The organism is Mycobacterium marinum, assembly GCF_003391395.1.
Taxonomy (GTDB): Bacteria; Actinomycetota; Actinomycetes; order Mycobacteriales; family Mycobacteriaceae; genus Mycobacterium; species Mycobacterium marinum.
In genome coordinates this window covers 3,960,896-3,981,253 of sequence record NZ_CP024190.1, presented here as the reverse complement: position 1 = coordinate 3,981,253, position 20,358 = coordinate 3,960,896, and the positions used below count along the sequence as shown (strand labels likewise).

15 protein-coding genes and 1 pseudogene are annotated in these 20,358 nt (G+C 66.6%); 3 read left to right on the top strand and 13 right to left on the bottom strand.

Annotated elements, in window-relative coordinates:
- Positions 1-211 precede the first annotated feature (211 nt).
- Positions 212-1,612, bottom strand: coding sequence for a wax ester/triacylglycerol synthase family O-acyltransferase (locus CCUG20998_RS16480; protein WP_036456635.1), 1,401 nt, complete (start codon positions 1,610-1,612; stop codon positions 212-214).
- A 371-nt stretch (positions 1,613-1,983) separates the two neighbouring features.
- On the opposite strand from CCUG20998_RS16480, the gene CCUG20998_RS16475 reads away from it, so the two are divergent.
- Positions 1,984-3,432, top strand: coding sequence for a PE domain-containing protein (locus CCUG20998_RS16475; RefSeq protein ID WP_020730567.1), 1,449 nt, complete (start codon positions 1,984-1,986; stop codon positions 3,430-3,432).
- A gap of 64 nt (positions 3,433-3,496) precedes the next feature.
- Here CCUG20998_RS16475 and CCUG20998_RS16470 read toward each other — a convergent pair whose 3' ends face one another.
- From CCUG20998_RS16470 to CCUG20998_RS16460, 3 genes are all read right to left on the bottom strand, one after another.
- Positions 3,497-4,273: a maleate cis-trans isomerase family protein gene (locus tag CCUG20998_RS16470; RefSeq protein WP_036456363.1), complete on the bottom strand. Its 777-nt coding sequence runs from the start codon at positions 4,271-4,273 to the stop codon at positions 3,497-3,499.
- A gap of 117 nt (positions 4,274-4,390) precedes the next feature.
- Positions 4,391-6,880 carry a PE family protein gene (locus CCUG20998_RS16465; RefSeq protein ID WP_050674581.1) on the bottom strand — a complete coding sequence of 830 codons (2,490 nt, stop codon included), beginning with the start codon at positions 6,878-6,880 and terminating at the stop codon, positions 4,391-4,393.
- Between the two features lie 92 nt (positions 6,881-6,972).
- Positions 6,973-7,389 (bottom strand): M15 family metallopeptidase, encoded by a 417-nt coding sequence (locus CCUG20998_RS16460; protein WP_020730570.1) that lies wholly within the window; start codon positions 7,387-7,389, stop codon positions 6,973-6,975.
- A gap of 664 nt (positions 7,390-8,053) precedes the next feature.
- Between CCUG20998_RS16460 and CCUG20998_RS16455 the strand changes: the two genes are divergently transcribed.
- The gene (locus tag CCUG20998_RS16455) at positions 8,054-9,430 is read left to right on the top strand and encodes a serine hydrolase domain-containing protein (protein ID WP_036456365.1); all 1,377 of its coding nucleotides are present in this window, start codon (positions 8,054-8,056) and stop codon (positions 9,428-9,430) included.
- Positions 9,431-9,463: 33 nt separating this feature from the next.
- Here the strand turns inward: CCUG20998_RS16455 and CCUG20998_RS16450 are convergent, their stop codons facing one another.
- Both CCUG20998_RS16450 and CCUG20998_RS16445 read right to left on the bottom strand, forming a co-directional pair.
- Entirely contained in the window at positions 9,464-11,332 is a 1,869-nt protein-coding gene (locus CCUG20998_RS16450; protein WP_020730572.1) for a serine/threonine-protein kinase PknD, read from the bottom strand.
- Positions 11,333-11,434: 102 nt separating this feature from the next.
- Entirely contained in the window at positions 11,435-12,031 is a 597-nt protein-coding gene (locus CCUG20998_RS16445) for a TetR/AcrR family transcriptional regulator (RefSeq protein ID WP_020730573.1), read from the bottom strand.
- A 95-nt stretch (positions 12,032-12,126) separates the two neighbouring features.
- On the opposite strand from CCUG20998_RS16445, the gene CCUG20998_RS16440 reads away from it, so the two are divergent.
- The gene (locus CCUG20998_RS16440; RefSeq protein WP_012395039.1) at positions 12,127-12,528 is read left to right on the top strand and encodes a nitroreductase family deazaflavin-dependent oxidoreductase; all 402 of its coding nucleotides are present in this window, start codon (positions 12,127-12,129) and stop codon (positions 12,526-12,528) included.
- 21 nt (positions 12,529-12,549) lie between these two features.
- Here the strand turns inward: CCUG20998_RS16440 and CCUG20998_RS16435 are convergent, their stop codons facing one another.
- The 7 genes and pseudogenes from CCUG20998_RS16435 to CCUG20998_RS16400 all read right to left on the bottom strand — a co-directional run bounded on the left by CCUG20998_RS16435 (position 12,550) and on the right by CCUG20998_RS16400 (position 20,203).
- On the bottom strand, positions 12,550-13,209 hold the full coding sequence (locus CCUG20998_RS16435; RefSeq protein ID WP_020730574.1) for a class I SAM-dependent methyltransferase: 660 nt from the start codon (positions 13,207-13,209) through the stop codon (positions 12,550-12,552).
- Positions 13,210-13,236: 27 nt separating this feature from the next.
- On the bottom strand, positions 13,237-14,472 hold the full coding sequence (locus tag CCUG20998_RS16430) for an FAD-dependent oxidoreductase (RefSeq protein WP_036456368.1): 1,236 nt from the start codon (positions 14,470-14,472) through the stop codon (positions 13,237-13,239).
- Positions 14,473-14,701: 229 nt separating this feature from the next.
- Positions 14,702-15,355 carry a class I SAM-dependent methyltransferase gene (locus CCUG20998_RS16420; protein WP_020730576.1) on the bottom strand — a complete coding sequence of 218 codons (654 nt, stop codon included), beginning with the start codon at positions 15,353-15,355 and terminating at the stop codon, positions 14,702-14,704.
- A 164-nt stretch (positions 15,356-15,519) separates the two neighbouring features.
- Positions 15,520-16,032, bottom strand: coding sequence for a nitroreductase/quinone reductase family protein (locus CCUG20998_RS16415; protein ID WP_020730577.1), 513 nt, complete (start codon positions 16,030-16,032; stop codon positions 15,520-15,522).
- 157 nt (positions 16,033-16,189) lie between these two features.
- On the bottom strand, positions 16,190-17,482 hold the full coding sequence (locus CCUG20998_RS16410; protein ID WP_036456638.1) for a hypothetical protein: 1,293 nt from the start codon (positions 17,480-17,482) through the stop codon (positions 16,190-16,192).
- A gap of 312 nt (positions 17,483-17,794) precedes the next feature.
- A pseudogene (locus CCUG20998_RS16405) lies at positions 17,795-18,313 on the bottom strand (alpha/beta fold hydrolase); the annotation flags it as partial.
- 42 nt (positions 18,314-18,355) lie between these two features.
- Positions 18,356-20,203, bottom strand: coding sequence for an AMP-dependent synthetase/ligase (locus tag CCUG20998_RS16400; protein ID WP_020730580.1), 1,848 nt, complete (start codon positions 20,201-20,203; stop codon positions 18,356-18,358).
- Positions 20,204-20,358 lie beyond the last annotated feature (155 nt).

Genomic DNA, 20,358 nt, shown 5'->3' with positions numbered 1-20,358 from the left:
GCACATCACCCGACTCTTCTAACGTGCCGCGTACCGCCCAATTTGTAGCCCATAAGGCATGCTTCCGACACTCTTTTGGAGATTCCCCATCGCATTAGCGGGGTGATGTCGATGTCGTAGGTGGGGCGACGTGCATCGTAGAGCAACACGGTATAGGCGCCGCCGAGAAACACGAAGTCGACCCGGTGCGGATGTGGCCAACAGCACCCGCTCACCGAGAAGTGCGCTGTGACCTCCCCGCGGCTATCCCCGCCGCGTCGCGCAACTCCTCGTAGGCTCGCAACGTCAGGTCGGCCAGTCGTGTCGGATCCTCGATGGCCGCGGCGTTGGCGATGAACCCGAAGTCCATATTGTCGTGGTAGGAGGCCAGCGTGGCGTTGAGCCCGATGGCGGCGGCGAGCGCGGAGACCGGGTAGATGCCGAGGAGTCGGGCTCCGTTGAGGTATCGGATGTCTGAGGCGCCTGCGACGTTGGAGATGACCAGGTTGCACGCCGGGTGTGCGATGCGATCGAGATGGGTGGAGGCGCCCACGCCGGCGAGCGCGACGAGTCCGACCGCGTAGGTCATGGCCGCTTCCTTCGACATGGCGCCGAGTTCTTTTTTGGCGGTGGCCACCGAGTTCATTACTTGCCCGATCCGTTCTGGCATGCTCGCCCGCGGCTGGCCGAGCCGCACGAAGATCGCCGACACCCGTGTTCCGATCGTGGTGTCGTCGTCGGCGCGCAGCGAGACCGGACACATCGCGATGAAAGGATGGGCGAACTCGCGCTCGGTCTCGCGCAGGTATGCGTGCAGTCCGCCGTCGATGACGCTGGCGGCGACGTCGTTGAGGGTGGCCCCGAAGTGATGGCCGATTTCGCGCATCTCGGCAAGCGGCAGCGACAGTGTTGCGAACCGTCGACCGATTTCCAGCGGTGCGTTGGTGGGGGCGTGCTGCGCGACGAACGGCAGACTGCCCTCGAGGTGGGATCCCAGCAGACCGGAAAGCACCTTGCGCGCCGCGCCGACAGCGACCTGGTTCAGCGCCGTGAACTCGGTGACTGCCCCGCGGATCGAGTGGGCGACCTTCTCGGCCAGCGGCGTGGGCGGGTGCGGTTCGGGGACGGGCGCATCGAGTGCGAATGCGGGCTTGGGGATGGTGTCGCGGTCGGAGGTGCTCAGTCCCTCGTAGAGCCGCTTGAGGCCGGATTCGCCATCGATGATCGAATGGTGCGTCTTCGTGTAGATCGCGAACATGTCGTCCGGCACACCATCGATCACCCAACACCGAAACAGCGGCCGGTGCCGGTCGAGTTGTGGTTCGTGTAGATCGGCAACCAGGCGCAGCAGATCGTCGTAGCCGGCGCCGGCGGGCAACGCCAGGTGCCCAACGTGGTAGTGCGGGTCCCAGTTCGCCACCTCCCGGAAATGGGGCGCGCCCCGGACCAGCAGTTCCGGGACATAGTTGAACGGCGGCGTGGGTGAGCACCCTCGGTAGGCGGCCACGATCTCGTCCACGGGATCTCGGCCGAACGGCTTCTTGAACAGCAACATCGCGCCGACGTGTGTGGTGCCGGCCGGCGACTCGAGCAGCAGCCAGGAAAGATCCAGTGGCGGAATCGGTTTGGTCATCGCCGAGCTCCCATCCGAGATCCGGGCCACCGTGTGATCGTCCATCGGGGCAGGGCGCTCAAGGGTCCGTACCCCGGATGCTCCCTCGCGACGACCGCGGTCGACGAGGGCCTAAGGGCCCTTGCTGTGCCAGCCGTAAGTCCCTGCGGCTAGGTGTGAGACCGGCCGGTTCGGCAGTCCCGGCGCCGGGGCCGCTCGGATAGTCGTTTCGAACCTGTGGCAGCGTCGAATCGCGCCCTGGACAGGATCGGGGAAATCGCCGAACGCCTGTTCGTGCGTCTGCGATCGTTCTGACCACCCCGGACCGCCAACCCGGCTAACATTCTGTAGCGGTCCTGAGGTTGTTGGACTACCGGGTATGGGAGCCGCCGATGTCGAAATACGTGATCGCAGCGCCCGATGCTTTTTCCGTAGCGTCGGGGGAGCTGGCCGGTATCGAGGCGGCGGTCAAGGGGGCGGCCGCGGCGGCGGCACCCTCGACGACGGGGATCATCTCCGCGGCGGCAGACGAGGTGTCCACGGCCATCGCGCGGCTTTTCGGCAGCTACGCTGACGAGTTTCAGACGCTGAGTGCGCAAGCGACGCGGTTTCAGGCCCAGTTTGAGCGCGCGTTGAGCGAGGCCGGGGCCGCCTATGCGGCCGCCGAGGCCGCGAACGTGTCGCCGTTGCGGGCGTTGCTGCAAGAGGCGGAGAGCCTCGGGGTTTTCGCACCCATTGAGCGGCTCATCGGGCGTCCGCTGTTCGGCAACGGTTCCGTCGCGGCCGCGAGCACCGGGGCCACCGAGGCCAGCTCGCTGCTCACCTCGGGCACCAACCAGGCAGGCCTGGGCGGGGCGGTGAACTACGCCGCCGCCGAGGCGCTCGCCGCTCCGGCTACCGGGGCGACCGGGGTCAAGTCGGGGTTCTCGTTCCTGCAGATTCCGATCGGCCCGTCGGAATTCCTGGGCATCACGATTCCGCAATTCAACTTCCCCGCCCCCGCACACTGGTACTTCCCGACGCAGGCCGACGGTTCGGTCAACGCCAACGGCGTCATCTACCTACAGCACGGCTTCGGGGCGATCGGCTGGTTCTACCAGCCGCTGGCCATGCAGCTGGCGCAGCAGACCAACAGCATCGTGGTGGTTCCCACCGTGCCTTCGATTCCGTTGCCGTTCGGCATGTGGATCGGCGGTGCGCAGATGCAGCAGGGCGTGGGCTCGTTGTTCCTGGGCAGTCAGACGGCGCTGAACATCAGCGCGAACCAGGCCGGCTACCTGGGCACGTTGCCGCAGGACTTCATCTTGTCCGGGCACTCCGCCGGCGGTGGGCTGGCCTCGATCGCGGCAGGCAGCTACCTGGCGAACCTTGGGGCGGCCACCAACCACCTACAGGGTGTGGTGATGTTCGACGGGGTCGCGTCGAATGCCTCGGCCTTCGGGGCTGCGGTAGCCAACCTGCAGGCGGCGAATGTTCCCATCTATGTGGTGGCAGCACCACCGCAGCCGTGGAATGCGTTCGGTGCCACCACGAATCAACTGGTCAGTCTGTACCCAGGCCAGTTCACCGGGGTCGAGATTGTCAACGGCTCACACGTCGACTCGATGCTGGGCGGAAATCCCCTCATCGACTTCGCCGCCCAGCTGCTGACCGGGTTCTCCCCGCCCGGCGCCACCCAGGCCGTGTACACGTTGTCCTCGGGGTGGATCAACGACATCTGGGCCGGTGCCGACCCGCTAAACCCGATCTACGGCATCTACGGACCCACCGGTGGCTACGTCGCCCCCGGCGGCCAGGCGATCTTCCTCGGGCCGACCGCCGGGATCGTGTTGCCGGCGTAGTCGAGTCGGCGCAGACGAACGGGACGCCGGTTCCGGCGGCGACCCGCCGCCGCGGTCCCGGGGATCAGCCCCGGAGCGCAGGTTGTTCACCCCTCGCGCCGCCGTCGAACAGGGCGCCCGCATCGGCGGCGACTGGCGCAACACCCAAGGACCGCAGTATCTTCCACGACGTCGCGGTTGCCGCCGAGATCACCGGCAAGCCCAGCATCGCCTCAGCGGCGGGAATCGCTGCCAGGGAGGGCATTTGGACGCATGCCGACAACACGACGGCGTCGGCGTCGTGGGTGTCGAGCCGATGGGCGATGTGCGGCAGGCGCATCGGGTCCAGGCGTCCCACCGCACGGTTGTCCTCTACCTCGAGGCTGATCACATCCATTACCTCGATGCCCTCGGCTTCGATGTAGTCGACCACCTGCGACGTAAGAGGTTTCATGTAGGGCGCAACCATCGCGATCTTCTTGGCGCCCAGTTCCCGGATGCCCTCGACCAGAGCGCCGGCGCTGGAGATCACCTCGACGGTCCCGCCGGATTGAGAGGCAACCTTTGTCAAGCGCTCTTCGATTGTGCGGTGTGCGTTGGGTCCGGCGGCCATCACGGCGACCAGACAGGCGTAGGCCATCACATCCACGGCAGCGTCGGCGAGCTCGGTCGTCGCGCGTTCCGCGCTGGCGTTCATCGCCATGAGCTCTTGTGGATCAACCTTTTTCATTCGCATGCGACTGGCATGGAAGGTAAAACGATCACCGGTTGTGCTGCCGTTGGCGCGCAGCACTTCAGGAACCTCGGCTTCCATTGTCGTGTTCGAGCTGGGTACGAGTAAGCCGACGCGGTAGCTCGACATCTTTCCGCCCTCTGACACGGGGATACAGATTCGACTCATTCAGCCTGGCCCCGACATGTCCGGCGTGTCAACCAGTTACATGGAGCTCGGCTCGCCGCGCTGACGCGGTCGTGCCTCTCAAGGGATAGCGGGCCCGCTCGTGCCGGCGCTGCCACCGTTCAGTCCGGCCTGGCCGGACTGGCCGTTGGCACCGGTACCGCCCGTGGCGCCGGGTTGGCCGGCGGTGCCGGAGGGCGGAACGGGATTGTCATCCATGTCGAAGGAGGTGCCACCGTCGCCGCCGTCGCCACCGGCGCCGCCGCCACCGCCGTCGCCACCGGAGCCGGCGTCACCCCCTGCACCGACCATGCCCGACTGGCCATAGGTGCCGCCCGCGCCCGCGGCCCCGCCGTTGCCGCCGTTGCCGCCGGGGCCGCCGGTGCCGCCGGTGCCGCCGGTGCCGCCGGTGCCGCCATTGCCGGGCGCATTGGGATTGTCGAAAGAGTCGCCGCCGGTGCCGCCGTTGCCGCCGGTGCCGCCGGTGGCTCCGGTGCCACCAGTGCCGCCGCTGCCGCCGCTGCCGCCGGTGCCGCCGTTGCCATACAGACCGCCGGTCCCACCAGCGCCGCCGGCGCCGCCGTTGCCGCCGATGCTGCCGGTGGCCCCGGTGCCGCCGTTGCCGCCGTTGCCGCCAGTGCCGGCGTTGGCGTTGTCGTTGGTGGTGAGCGAGCCGCCATTGCCGCCGTTGCCACCGGCCCCGCCGCCGTTGCCTCCGTTGCCGCCGTTGCCGCCGTTGCCGGCGGTGCCGAAAATGCCGCCGGAGCCACTCGAGTGCCCGCCGTTGCCTCCGTTGCCGCCGGCCCCGCCGTCGGCGCCGCCATCGCCACCGTTGCCGCCCCAGCCGCCGACCAGCGGACCAAATCCGCCTCTACCGCCGTCGCCGCCGAGGGTGCCCGGCCCGCCGGTCCCACCGTTGCCGCCATTGCCGCCGAAGGGATTGTCGTCGATGATCCCGCTGTTGAAGCCGGCGCCGCCGGTGCCTCCTTGCTCCCCGGCGGTGGTGCCGTTGCTGCCGGTTTCGCCGTTGCCGTCGCCGCCGTTGTCGGTGGTGCCGGCCGCACCGGGATCGGCGTGGCTGGTCACCGGGTTGGGGGTGGGGTTGACTCCGGGCGCGCCGGTAGCCCCGTTGCCGCCGGCCCCGCCATCACCGCCGTTGCCGTAGAGGCCGCCGCTGCCACCCGTTCCGCCGGCGCCGCCGTCAGCGCCGGGTGTGGTGGGGGTGTAGCCGTTGCCGCCTTTGCCGCCATTGCCGGCAGTGGTGGTGGGTGTGGACCCGAAACTGCCGTTGGCGCCGGTGCTGGAGCCGCGGCCGCCGATACCGCCGGCCCCGCCGGCGCCGGGGTCACCGCCATCGCCGCCCACTCCGCCATCGGGGTGGCTGGCATCGCCGGCGCCGCCGGCCCCACCTGTGCCCGCTACACCGCCGTCACCGCCGTTGCCGCCGGCCCCGCCGGCCCCCTGGTCACCGGAGGCGCCGAACACTCCGCCGTGGCCGCCGGACCCGCCCCGACCACCGGCTCCGCCGACCCCGCCGACTCCACCGTTTCCGGCATCGCCGCCGCGACCACCGGCGCTGTCGGCGAGCGCACCATCACCACCGACCCCGCCGGTGCCGCCCGTCCCGCCTAGGCCGCCATCGCCGCCGCGACCGCCGTCGCCGTACACCAGTCCACCCCGGCCGCCCGCACCGCCGGTCCCACCTGCGCCGCCCGTCGCGCCGGTGGTGCCGTCTTGGCCGGCACCCCCGGTCGCTCCGACCGAGCCGGCCCCGCCATCGCCTCCCGCTCCGCCGGACCCGCCGTGGCCCCACATCAACCCGCCGGCCCCGCCCGCTCCGCCGGCCCCCCCGGTGCCGCCAGCCGCGCCGGCGCCACCGCCGCCGCCGGTGCCGATCAAGCCGGCGGTGCCTCCGTGTCCGCCGGCACCTGCGACGGTCGAGCCTGCGCCACCGTCGCCGCCGGTCCCGCCGGCGCCCCACAGCCATCCGCCGCTGCCACCGGCCCCGCCGGCCCCACCAGCTCCGCTTGTCGAGCTTCCGCCGGACCCGCCGGCCCCGCCGGTGCCGATCAGCCCGGCGTTACCGCCACGGCCGCCGGCGTGACCGGGTGCTCCGGACCCGCCCGCGCCGCCGTTGCCGTACAAGATGCCCCCCGCGCCGCCGTTGGCCCCGCTGCCCGAGGCTGCATCGGAGCCGTTGCCGATCAGTGGGCGACCCAATAACGCCTGCGTGGGTCTATTGACCACGTTGACCAGGTCCTGGCCCACTGTCTGCAACACCGCGGCGCTTGCGGCTTCAGCCCCGGCATATGACTCCGCGCTCGCGGTCAACGCTTGGACAAACCGGTCATGAAACGCCGCTGCCTGCGCGCTGACCGCCTGATAGGCCTGCGCGTGGTTACCAAACATCACCGCCACAGCCGCCGAGATCTCATCGGCGCCCAATGCGCCCACCAGCATTGCGGTCGGGCTCGCCGCGGTAGCACTGGCTGTACTGATACTCGAACCGATACCGGCCAGCTGCGCGGCCGCAGCCTCCAACAGCTGCGGTGCCGTCACCACAAATGACATAGTCGATCACCCCATCCGGCCGGAAACCACACCACACCGCCCGCCGTTAGCCGGGGCGATCGTCAACACCCCTGATGCTAGCGGTCTGGGTTCTAGCGTTTCCTGATTTGGGCAAAGGTGATGAGACACATCAAGGGCTGGCCACCGCCGGCGCACGAGTCCGCCCGCGAGGCCGACCACCGAAGCCGTGCGCCGACAACGATGTCTCGCTGGAATCGCCGCTCGAAGTGTTGGTAGCCGATAGGAGTTGTCCAGGCACCACCCCACCGCCAGCCGTGATCGGCGAAGGCAGGCACAGCCGGATCGCCCTTGGGTGGGAGTCCGGCGTCGCTGCGGCCGCGATCCGGACACGCCGGCTCGTTCTTCGGTTGGAATACTCCCGCCGCGTCGATGTAGGTCTTTGCTCGATTGCCGAAGGCGTGTGGAGACGATTGGCCGGGTCCCGTGATGGCCCGGCAATTGAGGGTTGACGCATTGTCCTGCGTCGATAGCTGATCATCGGCGGCCACTGATAGTGGTCGCCCCTGCGAATGTTCTCGATGGGAAAGCGCAGTCGGTAGAGCCGCTTGAAGATCGTGATGACCTCCACCGCCAGATCTTCGTGCACGATCAGTTCGCGACGATGGAACGCGGCGTCAAAACCGATGTGGTTGAACTCGATTCGGCGTAACCGCGTCGGTCCGATCGGCCAATCCGGGTGCCAGGTTGCGCCGAGGTCGGCGGCAGTCACCGGGTAAGCACTCGCACCGAAAGGTGCGGGCGCCACGGCGCACTGCCGAGCAGGACTGCAGCCGCGATCATTTCAACGAGTAAGGCAACAGGCTGCCCGAAAAGCGTCGGCCGGTGATGAGCTATCAGCGTTGCCTGCACACTCGCCCGATGATCACACACAGCCGACGATATCCGGGGTCGGCGGGCAACAATCGCGCGCCGCACGATCATCGGTTCGGAGTCACTACGCTGACGCAGGTAAGCATCGACAGCGGCTCGCCTTCTCGCCGGACCCGGCCAGAACGTCCGGCCGGGTTGCCGCCTGCGCGAAAAGTGCGCAAGGCCATCGCCGTTGGAACTAGTTTGCTCACCCTCGTTGCGGCATGTGCACCCCACCAGCCGACACCCCCAGCGCCATCGCAGGCCGCACCCGCACCGGTACAGGAGAGCCCGAGGCCCACCATGCCCGCCGTGGATGCGGCTGGCCTGGCTGCCTTCGCGCCCGTCTCTCGGCTGATCAACGACGCCATTGCGGCCGAGCGGCTACCGGGAGCCGTCGTCGTGGTCGGCCACGGCGGCAAGATTGTCTTCCACCAGGCCTATGGCTCCCGCAAACTCGCAGGTGAACAGGGGCTCGATGGGGTGTCGGCACCCGCGGAGCCGATGACCGAAGACACGATCTTCGACATCGCGTCGTTGACAAAATGCCTCGCGACGGCGACGGCAATCATGCAGCTATACGAACAGGGCAAGGTTGGGTTCGACGATCCGGTGCAGAACCATTTGCCCGGCTTCAACCCCGCGAACGACCCACAGCGTGCCCAAGTGACGGTCCGCATGTTGCTGACACAGACCTCCGGCGAACCGGTAGATGTCGGCCTGCAAGATGCATGGGGACTGGACGCCGCAGACCGAGCGGAAGGCATTCACCGTGCGCTGAGCACGCCGCTGCAGTCGCCGCCAGGGCGGGAGTTCCGATACTCCGACATCAACTACATTTTGTTGGGCGCGCTGCTCGAGAAAATCGCTGGTGAGACCGAAGACGGCTACGTTGCGCAACACGTATTCGCCCCAATCGGCATGCAAGACAGCGACTTTCTTCCTGCGGCCAAAGCCTGCGGTCCACATAGCGTGAGAGGAGCCGCGATCGGGTGGGCTCCCGCGCCGGCAGGGCGCCCGCGGGCGCCCTGCCCTGCGGGTACCTGGGACACCGCCCTGCTGTCGCATATCGCGCCAACCGCACTCGATGAGGAGAGCGGTGCCGATCCAAGCCAGAACCCCAATTTCAACCGGCTGCTTCGGGGCACGGTGCATGACCCCACAGCGCGCCGCATGGGGGGAGTGGCCGGGCACGCCGGGGTGTTCTCCACGGCGCACGATGTCAGCAGCTTCGCGCAGGCCCTGCTCGATCGTCTTGCGGGCCGCCCCAGCACATTTCCACTGAAACGGGCGACGTGCGAGTTGATGACGACCCCGCAGCAGCCCGGACATGACATGGCGCAACTGGACGCCGCGAACGCCGCCGCGCGAGAAGCGCTTGCGCACCGGCCGAACCGAACAGATCCGATGCTGGCTCCGCGCTATCCGGCGATCAGCGGGCAAACCCTGTTTGGGTTCGGCTGGGATATCGACACGCCATATTCCGCGCCGCGGGGCGTGGTCTTTCCTATCGGCAGCTTCGGTGGCACCGGTTTCACCGGAACCTCGCTGTGGATAGACCCGGGTTCCGACAGCTATGTGGTTCTGCTCTCGAACGCAATTCATCTGCGGGGCAGCACACCGATTTCGGACCTGCGTGGACAGGTGGCCACAGCGGCCGCCCTGGCGCTGGGCCTGTAGCAGGTGGCCGTCTGCTCGCGGCGAAACGGGCCGCTACTTCTGGCGCAGCGCGACTATCTGGCTGCTGCGGCTACCGACATAAACGGTGCCTATGTTGTCAACAGCCAGACCCCACGGAAAATCGAGTCCGGTGAAGGGCAGCTCGATTTGCGTCGTGGAACCCGCCGGCAGTTTGAGCGTCCGATTGTTGCCGCTATCGGTGACATACACCGCGCCCTCGTTGTCGAGCGTGACGCCGCCGGGCTGGTTGAGGCCGGTAAAGGGCAGCGCTATTTGCCTTTTCGATCCTGCGGGCAGCGCCAGCACTCGGTTGTTGCCGCCGTCGGCCACGTAGACGGTGCCGCTGCCGTTGACCACCAGGCCGGTCGGACTATTAAGACCGGTAAAGGGCAGTTGGGTTTGCATGTTGGAGCCGGCCGGAAGCGCTACCACTCGGTTCTTGGCCGTGTCGGTGACATAAACGGTGCGGCTGCTGTCCACCGTAAGACCCGTCGGATTGCCCAGATCCGTGAAGGGAAGCGTGATTTGGGTTGATGTTCCGGCGCGAAGCACCAGGACCCGCCGATTGCCGGCGTCGTTTACATACACGGTGCCGCTGTTGTCTGCGGTCACCCCGGTCGGATAGCTGAGGCCTTCGAAAGGCAGCACGGCCGGGGTGGTTGAGCCGGCGGACAACGCCAGTATCCGATTGTGCAGAGTGTCACCGACGTAGACCGTGCCGCCATAATCCACCGACAAACCCTGCGGGTCACGCAATCCGGTGAACGGCAGCGTCACCTGGTGGAATCGCTGCTCTCCCGAATGCAACGTGGTCACGGTGATCACGGCGGCAACGGTCGCCGCGACGACAAGCAGGGCAGCGGCCGAGATAGCGACCGCCTTGCGGCGCCACCAGGGCCGTGACGGTGATCGTGGCTGCTCGGCTGGCCGCCCGGCGGTGGGTTCGCGCGGTGGCGACGGATGTCGCAGCCGTCGCGGGACGGTTGTTGCGGTGGAGGTATCCGGTTGGCCCGGGCCGGCGACACCGTCGGGGCGGCCGTCGGCAACGCTGGCGTTCGGTGTCCGAGGGCGCATAGGCGGCCCCGATGGAGGCGCGGTGAGCGCCTCGCGGGCGGCGCGCGCCAACGCCACCGCGGTCTCGTAGCGATCGGCGGGATTCTTGGCCATGCCCTTGGCGATGACCGTATCCAGGCCGGCGGGCAGCCCGGGTTTGATGCGCGACGGCCGTGGCGGCGGGGCCTCGAGGTGACTGCTGATCTGTTGGTCGACGGTATTGCCGGGAAACGGATGCTGCGCGGTCAAACACTCGTAGAGCACGCAGGCTAGCGAGTAGATGTCGGCGCGGGCGTCGATCTGTGCCAGGTTGAATCGTTCCGGGGCTATGTAGTGGCAGGTGCCGATCACATCGCCGGCCGCGGTCAAGCCCAGTTCTCCTGGCGCACGTGCGATTCCAAAATCGATCAGATAGGCGAAGTCGTCGTCATCGAGCAAAATGTTGGACGGCTTGACGTCCCGGTGCAGTAGCCCGTCCCGGTGGGCGGCGTTTAGTGCCTTAGCAACCTGGTCGATGATGTGCACGGCGCGGGCGGGGGGCAGCGGTCCGCGGCTCAGCACCGATTGCAGGTCGTGGCCCTCGATCAACCGCATGTCCACGAACAGCCGTCCGTCGATTTCCCCATAGGTATGGATCGGGATCAGATGCGGGCTGTTCAATCGCGCGGCCACATGTGCTTCGCGGCGGAACCGCTGCTGAAACACCTCGTCGTCGGAGATCTCGGCAGGCAGGATCTTGACTGCGACAACCCGGTCGGTGACCGGGTCATAGGCCCGCCACACCTCGCCCATACCGCCGCGGCCCAGCAATTCGAGCAGCCGGTACTTCCCGAACGACGTTCCCTCCAACAAGGCCTCCCACTGCAAGCGGCCAGCAACTGGCCCGACCATAACGCGGCAGCAATCGCAGTCGCAGGCATTTCGATGCGCCGCGCCGCCGCACATTCGCAGCTAGCGGTCCGCGGCTTTGTCCAGTTGCGATGGCTCGAGGTGGGCGATGATGGTGGGCGTGACCCGGGCAACCACCTCTTCCAGCGGCGTGGAGGCAATAGGCTCCAGCCGAAGAACGTGGCGCAGGTAGGCGATGCCGAGCAGCTGGGCCATGGCCAGGTCGATCCGCAGTTCGGTATCGGGGCCTGGCAACGGTTGGGCCAACTGCGGGTACATCTGGTCCTGAAAGAACTGCCGGACCAGGGTGGTGGACTCTTCATGGGTGGCCGCACCGCGCAGGATCGCCAGCAACGGGGCGCGTGATTCCGGCCGCTCCCAAGCCTCCAAGAACACCCGGGTGAGCCGCGCCCCGAGTTCGTCACGATCGCCGCTGAGAATGAGCGCACTCATCGCATCCGCTTCGAACGGCCATCCCACGATGGACCGGAAGAGTTCCGCCTTGCTGCCGAAGTAATGCCGGATCAGCGCCGGGTCCACCCCGGCCGCGGAGGCGATGTCACGGACCGAGGTCTGTTCGTAGCCCGACTCGGCGAACAGCCGCCGAGCGGTCGTGACGATCGCGTTGCGGGTGTCGGGGTTACCTCGACGTCGTCCCATTGGGGGCATAGTCCTGAAATTCTACAGTCGTTGACTTTTTGGGCCGCCAGCGTTAGCGTAATAGCATTAATTCCACGAGTGAGGAGTTTTTCAAAATGCCGGCACCACGCTGGGTCGCCAAGGCCAACAAGATCAGTCTCAATCGGTTCACCAAGTACGTCGCCCCATGGGCCCCAGGGTGGGCCGTCGTGGTCCATCGCGGGCGCAAGTCGGGCCGCACGTTCCGCACCCCGCTGTGGGCCTTTCACCGGCGCAACGGATTTGTCATCGCTTTGACCTACGGCACCAGCTCGGACTGGGTGAAGAATGTCCTCGCCGCTGGTGGCTGCGAACTGGAGACCAGGCGGCGTCGTTATCAGCTGGGCGACCCCGTGGTCTTCCGTGACGAGGACGCGACCGATATGCCGGCGTTCATCCGGTTCATGCTTCGCCGGGTGCTCAAGGCGCCGGAGTTCCTCAAGCTCGACGTGGTGCGCGAACTGGCGCCGGCGGGCTGACCGCAGGGGGCAAGCACGCGGTCATGGCTGGGAAGTGTCGGGGCTGGCGATCACGACCTCCATCACGAGCCCGAAGCGGTGTACGTGCGAGTGATGCGCCAGCTTCCATCCGGGGTCTAGCAGCGCGCTCACACTGATCGGACGGCATCCGCCGACAAGTTGTGGCGCAACGCGCCACAGGCCGTTCCAGGCGCGACAGGCGACCCGTTCCAGCGGCCGCTCCCCGTAGGAGAGACTGGCCACGCACAACAGGCCGTCGGAAGTCAGGATTCGTCGCAAGTCGTCCAGCACCGCCCGCGCATACGCCTCATCGAGCAGGTCGAACACAAATGTGGACAGCACCCGGTCCGCGGACCCGTCGCCGGCAGGCAGTGGCAGTGAGCCATCGACAAGGGTCACCTTGGCCCGGTCGGCCCAGGGGGCGAGCCGACTGGTGGCGAGATTGATCATCACCGGGCTGATATCGACGCCGACATAGTTGACACTGGCCGGCAGCTCAGCCAGCAGGTTCGCAGCCAATTTTCCTGTTCCGCAGCCGAATTCAAAGATCGTCTGGCCGGGCGCCAGGGCCGCATTGGCCACGAGCCGGTCGAGCGTCTCATCCTCATAGAAGGCCTGCCAGTCCTGAATGCGTCCGATCCTGTCGTAGACCGAACGGGCCTGGCTCAGGGAAAGCGCCACGGTTGTCCTCCTTGCCCACCCTATGCGCTATGTCGGCCCTGGCTTGTCAATCACCGCCAGGTCGGGATGCTCGGGGCGCACTCCCATGCCGATCAGGCGGGCGGGAATGCGGGCGAGCAACGGGAGCCGCCGGATCAGTCGCACTGGCAGCGGCGCCTTGAACTGTTGCGAAGTACCCAATACTGCGGTGACAACGTTCTTTTGGAGAAACACCTGGACCGCCTGGGTAGCGCGGGTCGGCAACTCGCGCCGTGCCTGCACACGCTGCAGATCGGCATCGCTCACCTGGCCGCGACGTAACGGCGAGATCAGTAGATTGGCCGCCGCGACCGCGTCCTGGATGGCCAGGTTGATCCCAACTCCGCCGATCGGTGACATCGCGTGGGCGGCGTCGCCGATGCAGAGCAATCCCGGCCGATGCCATTGCTTGAGGCGGTCGACCGAGACGGTCAACAGCCGCAGATCGTCGAAGTCGGTGATTTCCGCGACTCGGTCCTTGACGAAGGGCGCCATCTTCACGATCTCTTCGCGAAAGAACTCAACCCCATGGCGACGCGCTTGTTCGATGGACCCCTTGGCGATTACGAAACCGCATTGCCAGTAGTCGCCCCGGTTGATCAACACCAGGATGGCGCCGCGACCGAAATTCCCCATGGATTCCTCCGGGTCGCCGGGCCGGCGCGACATCCGGAACCACAGAACATCCATCGGCGCACCCAGGCTCAGCACCTGCAAGCCCGCTTGGGCGCGCACGGTGGAGGTCCGTCCGTCGCAGCCGATCACGAGGTCGCTGTGGATCTTCTGTTCACCGTCGGGGGTATTCACGACTACGCCGGTGACGCGGTTGGGCTCCTCGATCAGTTTCGTGACTTCGGCCCGCATCAGCAGCCGGAAAGACGAAAAGCGTTGTGCCTCTTTCGCGATGAAATCCAGGAAGTCCCACTGCGGCATCATCGCGACGAACTTTCCGCGAACCGGCAAGTGGCGGAAATCGGCGACCAGTGCTCGGAAGCTGCCGAATTGAGCGTTCAGCGTCGGTGTCGGCTGATGCGGCCGCTGCAACAGCTGGTCATAGAGCCCAAGCTCGTTCATGACCTCGAGAGTTGACGGGTGGATGGTGTCGCCGCGGAAATCCCGCAGAAAGTCTGCATGCTTTTCCAGCACGATGACGTCGACCCCGGCCCGGGCCAGCAGGTAGCCCAGCATCATGCCCGCCGGCCCGCCGCCGGCGACACAACAGCGCGCTCTCAGCTCTGATTCCATATCCCGCCTTGCGCTTGGATCCGACGATCGGGGCCGGTGTGCGATTCGATGCCGCATGCCGGGGCTGCCATACCCGACCGGTTCTTTCCCGTTGATGTCGACGACGGCTCGTCGCGGAGCTGCGCGCAAGCGGCCAGCAGTGTCGCCTCTAGCACCGACGGCGCGTTCACCTGCCGAACTCTACCGGCGTGGCTGGTCCGGACCGGCGATGACGTGAGCGGTGGCGTCGTCATAGTTTTGTCGCAAGGTAGAGATGGACGCTGCCGAAACCGCCGATCTGCTCGTGCTGGACCTCGAAGCCGAGGTCATCCAACAGCGTTGGCATGTCACGAATCACGTCACCGGCCCGTTGCCACATACCGGCCAGCGCAGTGCCCAGGCGATTGCCGTCTTGGGGATAGCCAACGTCGATCAAGACCAGCCGGCCTTGTCGGCGCAGCACACGATGCAGTTGGGTCATCGCCCGTGCACCGTTGGGATAACCACTGAAGGACATGGTGTTGACGACGGTGTCGAACTGGCCGTCCGGATAGGGCAGTGCCTCGACGTTTGCCTGGGACAAGTCGGCGCTCACACCCGCGCGGCGCAGATTGCGCCGCGCGATTGCGACCATGCGGCGATTGAGGTCCACCCCGTAGGTGTCAAAGTTGTTCGCATAGCGGGTGAGCAGCCAACCAGTGCCGAAAGAGACCTCCAGGACGCGCGGGCCGCGGATGTGCGGGAGCGCTGCACTGATCCAATGCCGCCACACGGGCAGCAGCTTGACCGCGAGGTCGTAGGGGCGGGCCAGTCGCGTGTACAGGCGATCGAAGTGCGCGGTAAATGCCTGGGCGTCAACGGGCTCCGTGCGGTAGCAAGTACTCGGCGAATCCTGCTGGTTCATCGCGTTCCCCAGTGCTCAGCGCAGCATTACTGCATTGCCCTCGCGGCACCGCGGCGGCACCGGCGAGGGCGCCTCACCCCACACTAATCCGACCACAGGCCCACAACGAGATGTTCGCAGGCTTGCGATCAGGCTGACCACACTGGAGAAACTTTCCCGGTGGCTCACGCCTTGTCGGTGATGTCGAGGCGAAGAAAGGAACGCACCTTGTAGAGGCGGAACGTTCGGCGTGACCGCGCCGAGATGAACGGGGCCGCGACCGCGAACCCGATGACCGCCGGCGCTGTGGTGCGGTAGCGCCGGCCCTTGTGCTCGACGGTGCACTCGCCGGCCGCCGTGACATTGGCGCACCAGTCCGTCCGGCCGTAGGGGAGCGGGATGTAGAACTGGTCACCAACACGCTCCGCGACGACGGGCGTCGCGTAGGTCCGCCCCGTTGTGCGGCCCTGATGATGGATCACCGAGGCATACCAGTGTGCGGACCCTGCCATCGTCAACATGGCCGGGTTGAGCACGGCCCTGTTGAAGCGCCGGATTGCGTTGATCGCTGGGCGCAGACGTAACCGAAAGGAGACGATCAAGAACCCCTCGAGCACAACCAGTAGCAGCCCCGCGCCGGCCAGCACCTGGATCGCGGCCCGCCGAACGGGCGATGTGCTTGTCGTGTCCTGCCTCACCGCACGCTCCCGCTCAGCCGGCACCGGCAACCGGATTCTGTTGGCCGTAAACCGATCACGCTATCGCGTGGCGAAACCGGCCGAACGGGTCTTTGGGCCCATTTCCGGGGAGCCATTCGTCCCACAGAAAGTGGTGTCGGCTACCGGCGCCGCCTGCTCAGCAGGCCGGATCGGATTCCTGCAGACCGGCGCCGTCTATCGCGGATTCAGCGTCTTTGTCGCGCTGTATGACTGGTCCCTGCTCGCCGCGTCTGTTGCCCCGTAGCGGCTCGGTCAGCTGCGCACCCAGGCCGACGAGCCCCCGACCGACGGCCACCAGGGCCCGGTTGGTGGTGCCCGCCGCGACTTCGATGGTGGCAAATGCCGCATCGAGCACACTCGGAACGTGGAAGTCCTCCCACATCGCGGCCTGTTGGTGGCGGGCTCTCGCGAAACTGTCGAGCTCGTCGCGCAGGGCTAGGCGCTGTTTGGCCAGCTCGCGCACCGCCAGGAAACGGAAGCCGTCGATCGCCTCTAGCTTCGCGAACCGGTCCATAATGTCCTTGGCGTCCTGATAGATGCGGACATCTTCGCGCAGATGGTGGTCGACGAGCTCGCGGGCTTCGTCGATCGCTCGTAGCAACTGCTGTGGTTGCGTCGACTCGATTCGGGCCAGGCTCAGACGCTGCCACTTGTGCAGCGACTCCTCGGCGATCACCAACAGGCTCAACGCATCACCAAGCCGGTTGTCGTCGACGGCGTTGCGCAGCTTTGCCGCACGCTGCTGCACGGGCAGGTCGTCAGCGAAACACGCCAGCGCGCGCCTGACGTGGTTGCGCAGTTGTTCGGCTGTGACATTGAGCGCGGGGCCCAGAGCTGCCACCGAATCCCAGTAGGCATCGGGCAGCGACCCGTACTTCTCCAGCGACTCAACCATCCGCGAAATGCTCAGGCTGTTACCCAGAACGTCGCCGGCACGTTGTGCTCTGGCGACTTCGAGCACCGCTTCGACCTTGTCTTCTACCCGACGGACCGCGTCTTCGACCTGAGCAATCGCGGACTTCAACGCCATCTGCACCGCGATCATCTGCGCCGAAACCATCGCTTCCGGGCCGAGCCCCGCCGGCCGCCACTGCAACTGCGCCAGAAACTGGCCGGCCCCAGCCGGTGCCGTCATCCAATAGAAGCCCGCCGAGCTGGGAACGAGGTTGCCGATCCGCAACGCGCTCAGGCTGTCGGGATGCAACTGAACGTATTTGTCGCAGTTGGTGAGCACCGCGGTCACCCCGGTGAGCTTGCCCGCCGCGCGGGCCAGCGGGGCGCCGTGGATTCCCGCGACCCGCATGGTCTGCCCGGCGATCGCGCGCAACCGCGACAGATAGGACTCGACAGCGGCAGGATCACCGCCAATCAGCAGGCTGTCGTCCTGGAACGACACCACGACCTGCGGGTCATCTGTCCTCGTTGGCACGCCGGACACCTCACATCTGCTAAGGGGACCCTAATAATCTCTCGGCAGTGTAAGCAGCCGGCGTGAGAGTTCGCAGGCATTTGTCGCTACCGGGCGCGGCAAGGGACCATCTCAGTGACTGAGCATGGCGCCCGAATGGAAACAACGGGTGAATTTCGGGGGCACCAACCCACGTGAACACGCGAATACCACGGTGGGCGGCGATTTCGCTCGCGCCGCGTGGGCTGGATCCCAGCCGTCGGGAGGGGTCGACAAAGTCGTTGCAGCTCAAAGCGATGAGCGCACAAACTTGAGGACCTCGTCGGCGGCGGCCAGCGCCGCCAGGATGGGGGTGAAGCGGCGGGCAAGATCGGTGACCGCGTCGGCGGTGGCGTCGGGGCCGACCGACGGGACTATTCCGCCCAACACCGCCACGGTGGCCACGCGAGACGCCAGGGGCGCTACCGCGCCGTTGGCCAGGGCATAGGGGCCGCCGCCAGACAGGCCGACGACAGCAAGCCGCTCGGCGCCCAGCGCGTTGGCCACCGCAGTCATGTCGGTGGCCCAATCGTCCATCGCGGTGTAGGCGTAACCGTCGGAGAGACCCGAGCCGGGGCGCTCCACGACGACTACGCGCAAACCAAATTCTTCGGCGGCACGCCGGCACAGCAGCGGGAACTGGCGTCGCGCGCCGGGCGTGCCGTGGAACCACAGCACCACCGCGCCCGCGGGGTCACCGAACTCGGCGAAGCCAAGCCGGCGCCCATCGGGCAGGTAGAAACGGCCCTCCGCGCGGGGCTTTTCGACGCGCGGTACGAAAAAGGGATGCCGCAGTGGGTTGCTCAGCTTCATCGAGAAGCTGCGACCAAGTGCGATGACATGTGAGTGCGCGAGTCAGTCGGGCCTGGATAGGTCGACGATCTCCGGGCCGGGCGTTGCGGCGTAGAGCTTGTCGATCTCGGTCGAATACTTCTGCGCGATGGGTTTGCGTTTGAGTTTCATCGTCGGGGTGAGTTCGTCTCCGCCCGGATCCCACGCGGTGCCGATGATGATGAACCGCTTGATCTGTTCCACCCGGGAGAGCTTGGAGTTTCCCTCGCGGACCGCGGCGGTAAGCATTTCGCGTGCCTGGCGGCTCTGGGCGAACGCGGCCGCCGACGGATCGGCCATGCCCAAGGCGGCGGCCTGCGCCGCGGCGGTGTCACGATCGAGGACAACGAGTGCGGTCACGTAGGGACGTGCGTCACCGAACGCGACCACCTGGTCGATCAAGGGGCAATCGGCCTGGATCGCCCTCTCGATGTTGCTGGGGGAGAGATTCTTTCCGGATTCGTTGACGAGCAACTCCTTCTTGCGGTCGACGATGGTGACGAATCCTTGGGCATCGATGGTGCCGATGTCGCCGGTGTACAACCAGCCGTCGGAGTCGACTGCCTCGGCGGTCTTCTCTGGCTGGTGCCGGTAGCCGCGCATCACGATCGGTCCGCGGATCAGCAGTTCGCCGTCACCGGCCACCTTGACCTCGACGCCGCGCAGCGGTTTACCTACCGAACCGAGCTTGATGGCGTCGCGTCGATTGGAGGTCGCGCCGCCCACACATTCCGATTCTCCCCACACTTCGTAGACGGGAATGCCTAGACCCCAAAAGAATTCCAGTGTTTCGACCGGCATGGCAGCGGCGCCGGTGACGCCCCAACGCAGTTGATCGAGGCCGAGCGCCTCACGCACCTTGGCCAACACGAGGCGGTCGGCGATCTTGTGGCTGATGGCCAGTGCCGGGGAGAGGGACTTGCCGGACAAGGTCTGACGGGCAGCGCGGATGCCGGTGTCGATGGCCCACAGGGCCAGCCGCTTCCTGGCTCCGCCGGCCTCGGCAAGTTTGGTTTCGATCCCAGCTTGGATCTTGTGCCAGACTCGGGGCACCCCCAGCCATAACGTGGGGCGGGCGTCCGGTAACGCCTCGGCGATCGCTTTGACGTCGGCGACATCGGTTACCTGCACTCCGAAGACCATGTTGGCGTAGTGCGCGGTCACGCGGTCGGCGACGTGTGCATGCGGCAGGTAGGAGGTGATCCGATCTGTCGGCTGCATGCCAAGCAGCTCGACGATCGCGGAGAACTCGGCGATCACATTGGCGTGGGTGAGCTCGACGCCCTTGGGCGGGCCGGTGGTACCCGAGGTGTAGATGAGGGTGGCGATGTCATCGGGCCGGACGGACTCCCACGTCGCATCGAAGTTGAAATCGGTTTTGGCCCCGCTGGATTCGAGCTGTTCGAGGCTCATGCCGGCGTCGGCGTCGGCGTCGGCGTCGATCACGATCACGTGAGCAAGGTCGGCGACGGCCGCATTGATGGCCGGCAGAAAGTCCTTCTCGGTGAAGACGACCTTGTTCTCAGCGTTGCTGAACAGGTACTTGATCTGGTCGGGAGCCGAAGTGTTGTAGATCGAGAACGGGATCGCGCCCAGATGCAGGACCGCGGTGTCGACCAAGTGGAACTCCGGACGGTTGCGCAGCATGATCCCCACCGTGTGACCGCGTTCGACCCCGAGAGCGGCCAACCCGGCAGCGATCCTTCGCACCCGATCGGCGTACTGGCGCCAGGTGAGGACGGCTTGGTTTCCGACCGTGCGGATGGCCACCGAGTCCGGGGCTACGGCCGCGGTCTGCTGAAAAGCCTGGGGCAGGGTGGACACCGATACTCCGCTGGGGTGGCGAATCACCGCGAGATCGCCTTTGCTCATTGGTCCGCTCCTTTGACTATCTCTCTGAGGATCATGCTCGATCTTGCGCCCGGGATAGGGTCGATCGGCCTCATCGCATCGCAGATCTTGAATTTGCCAGTGATGTCGGGTGGACTGGTTAGACGAGAATGTACCCGTTGCTCGGCGGACGTTCA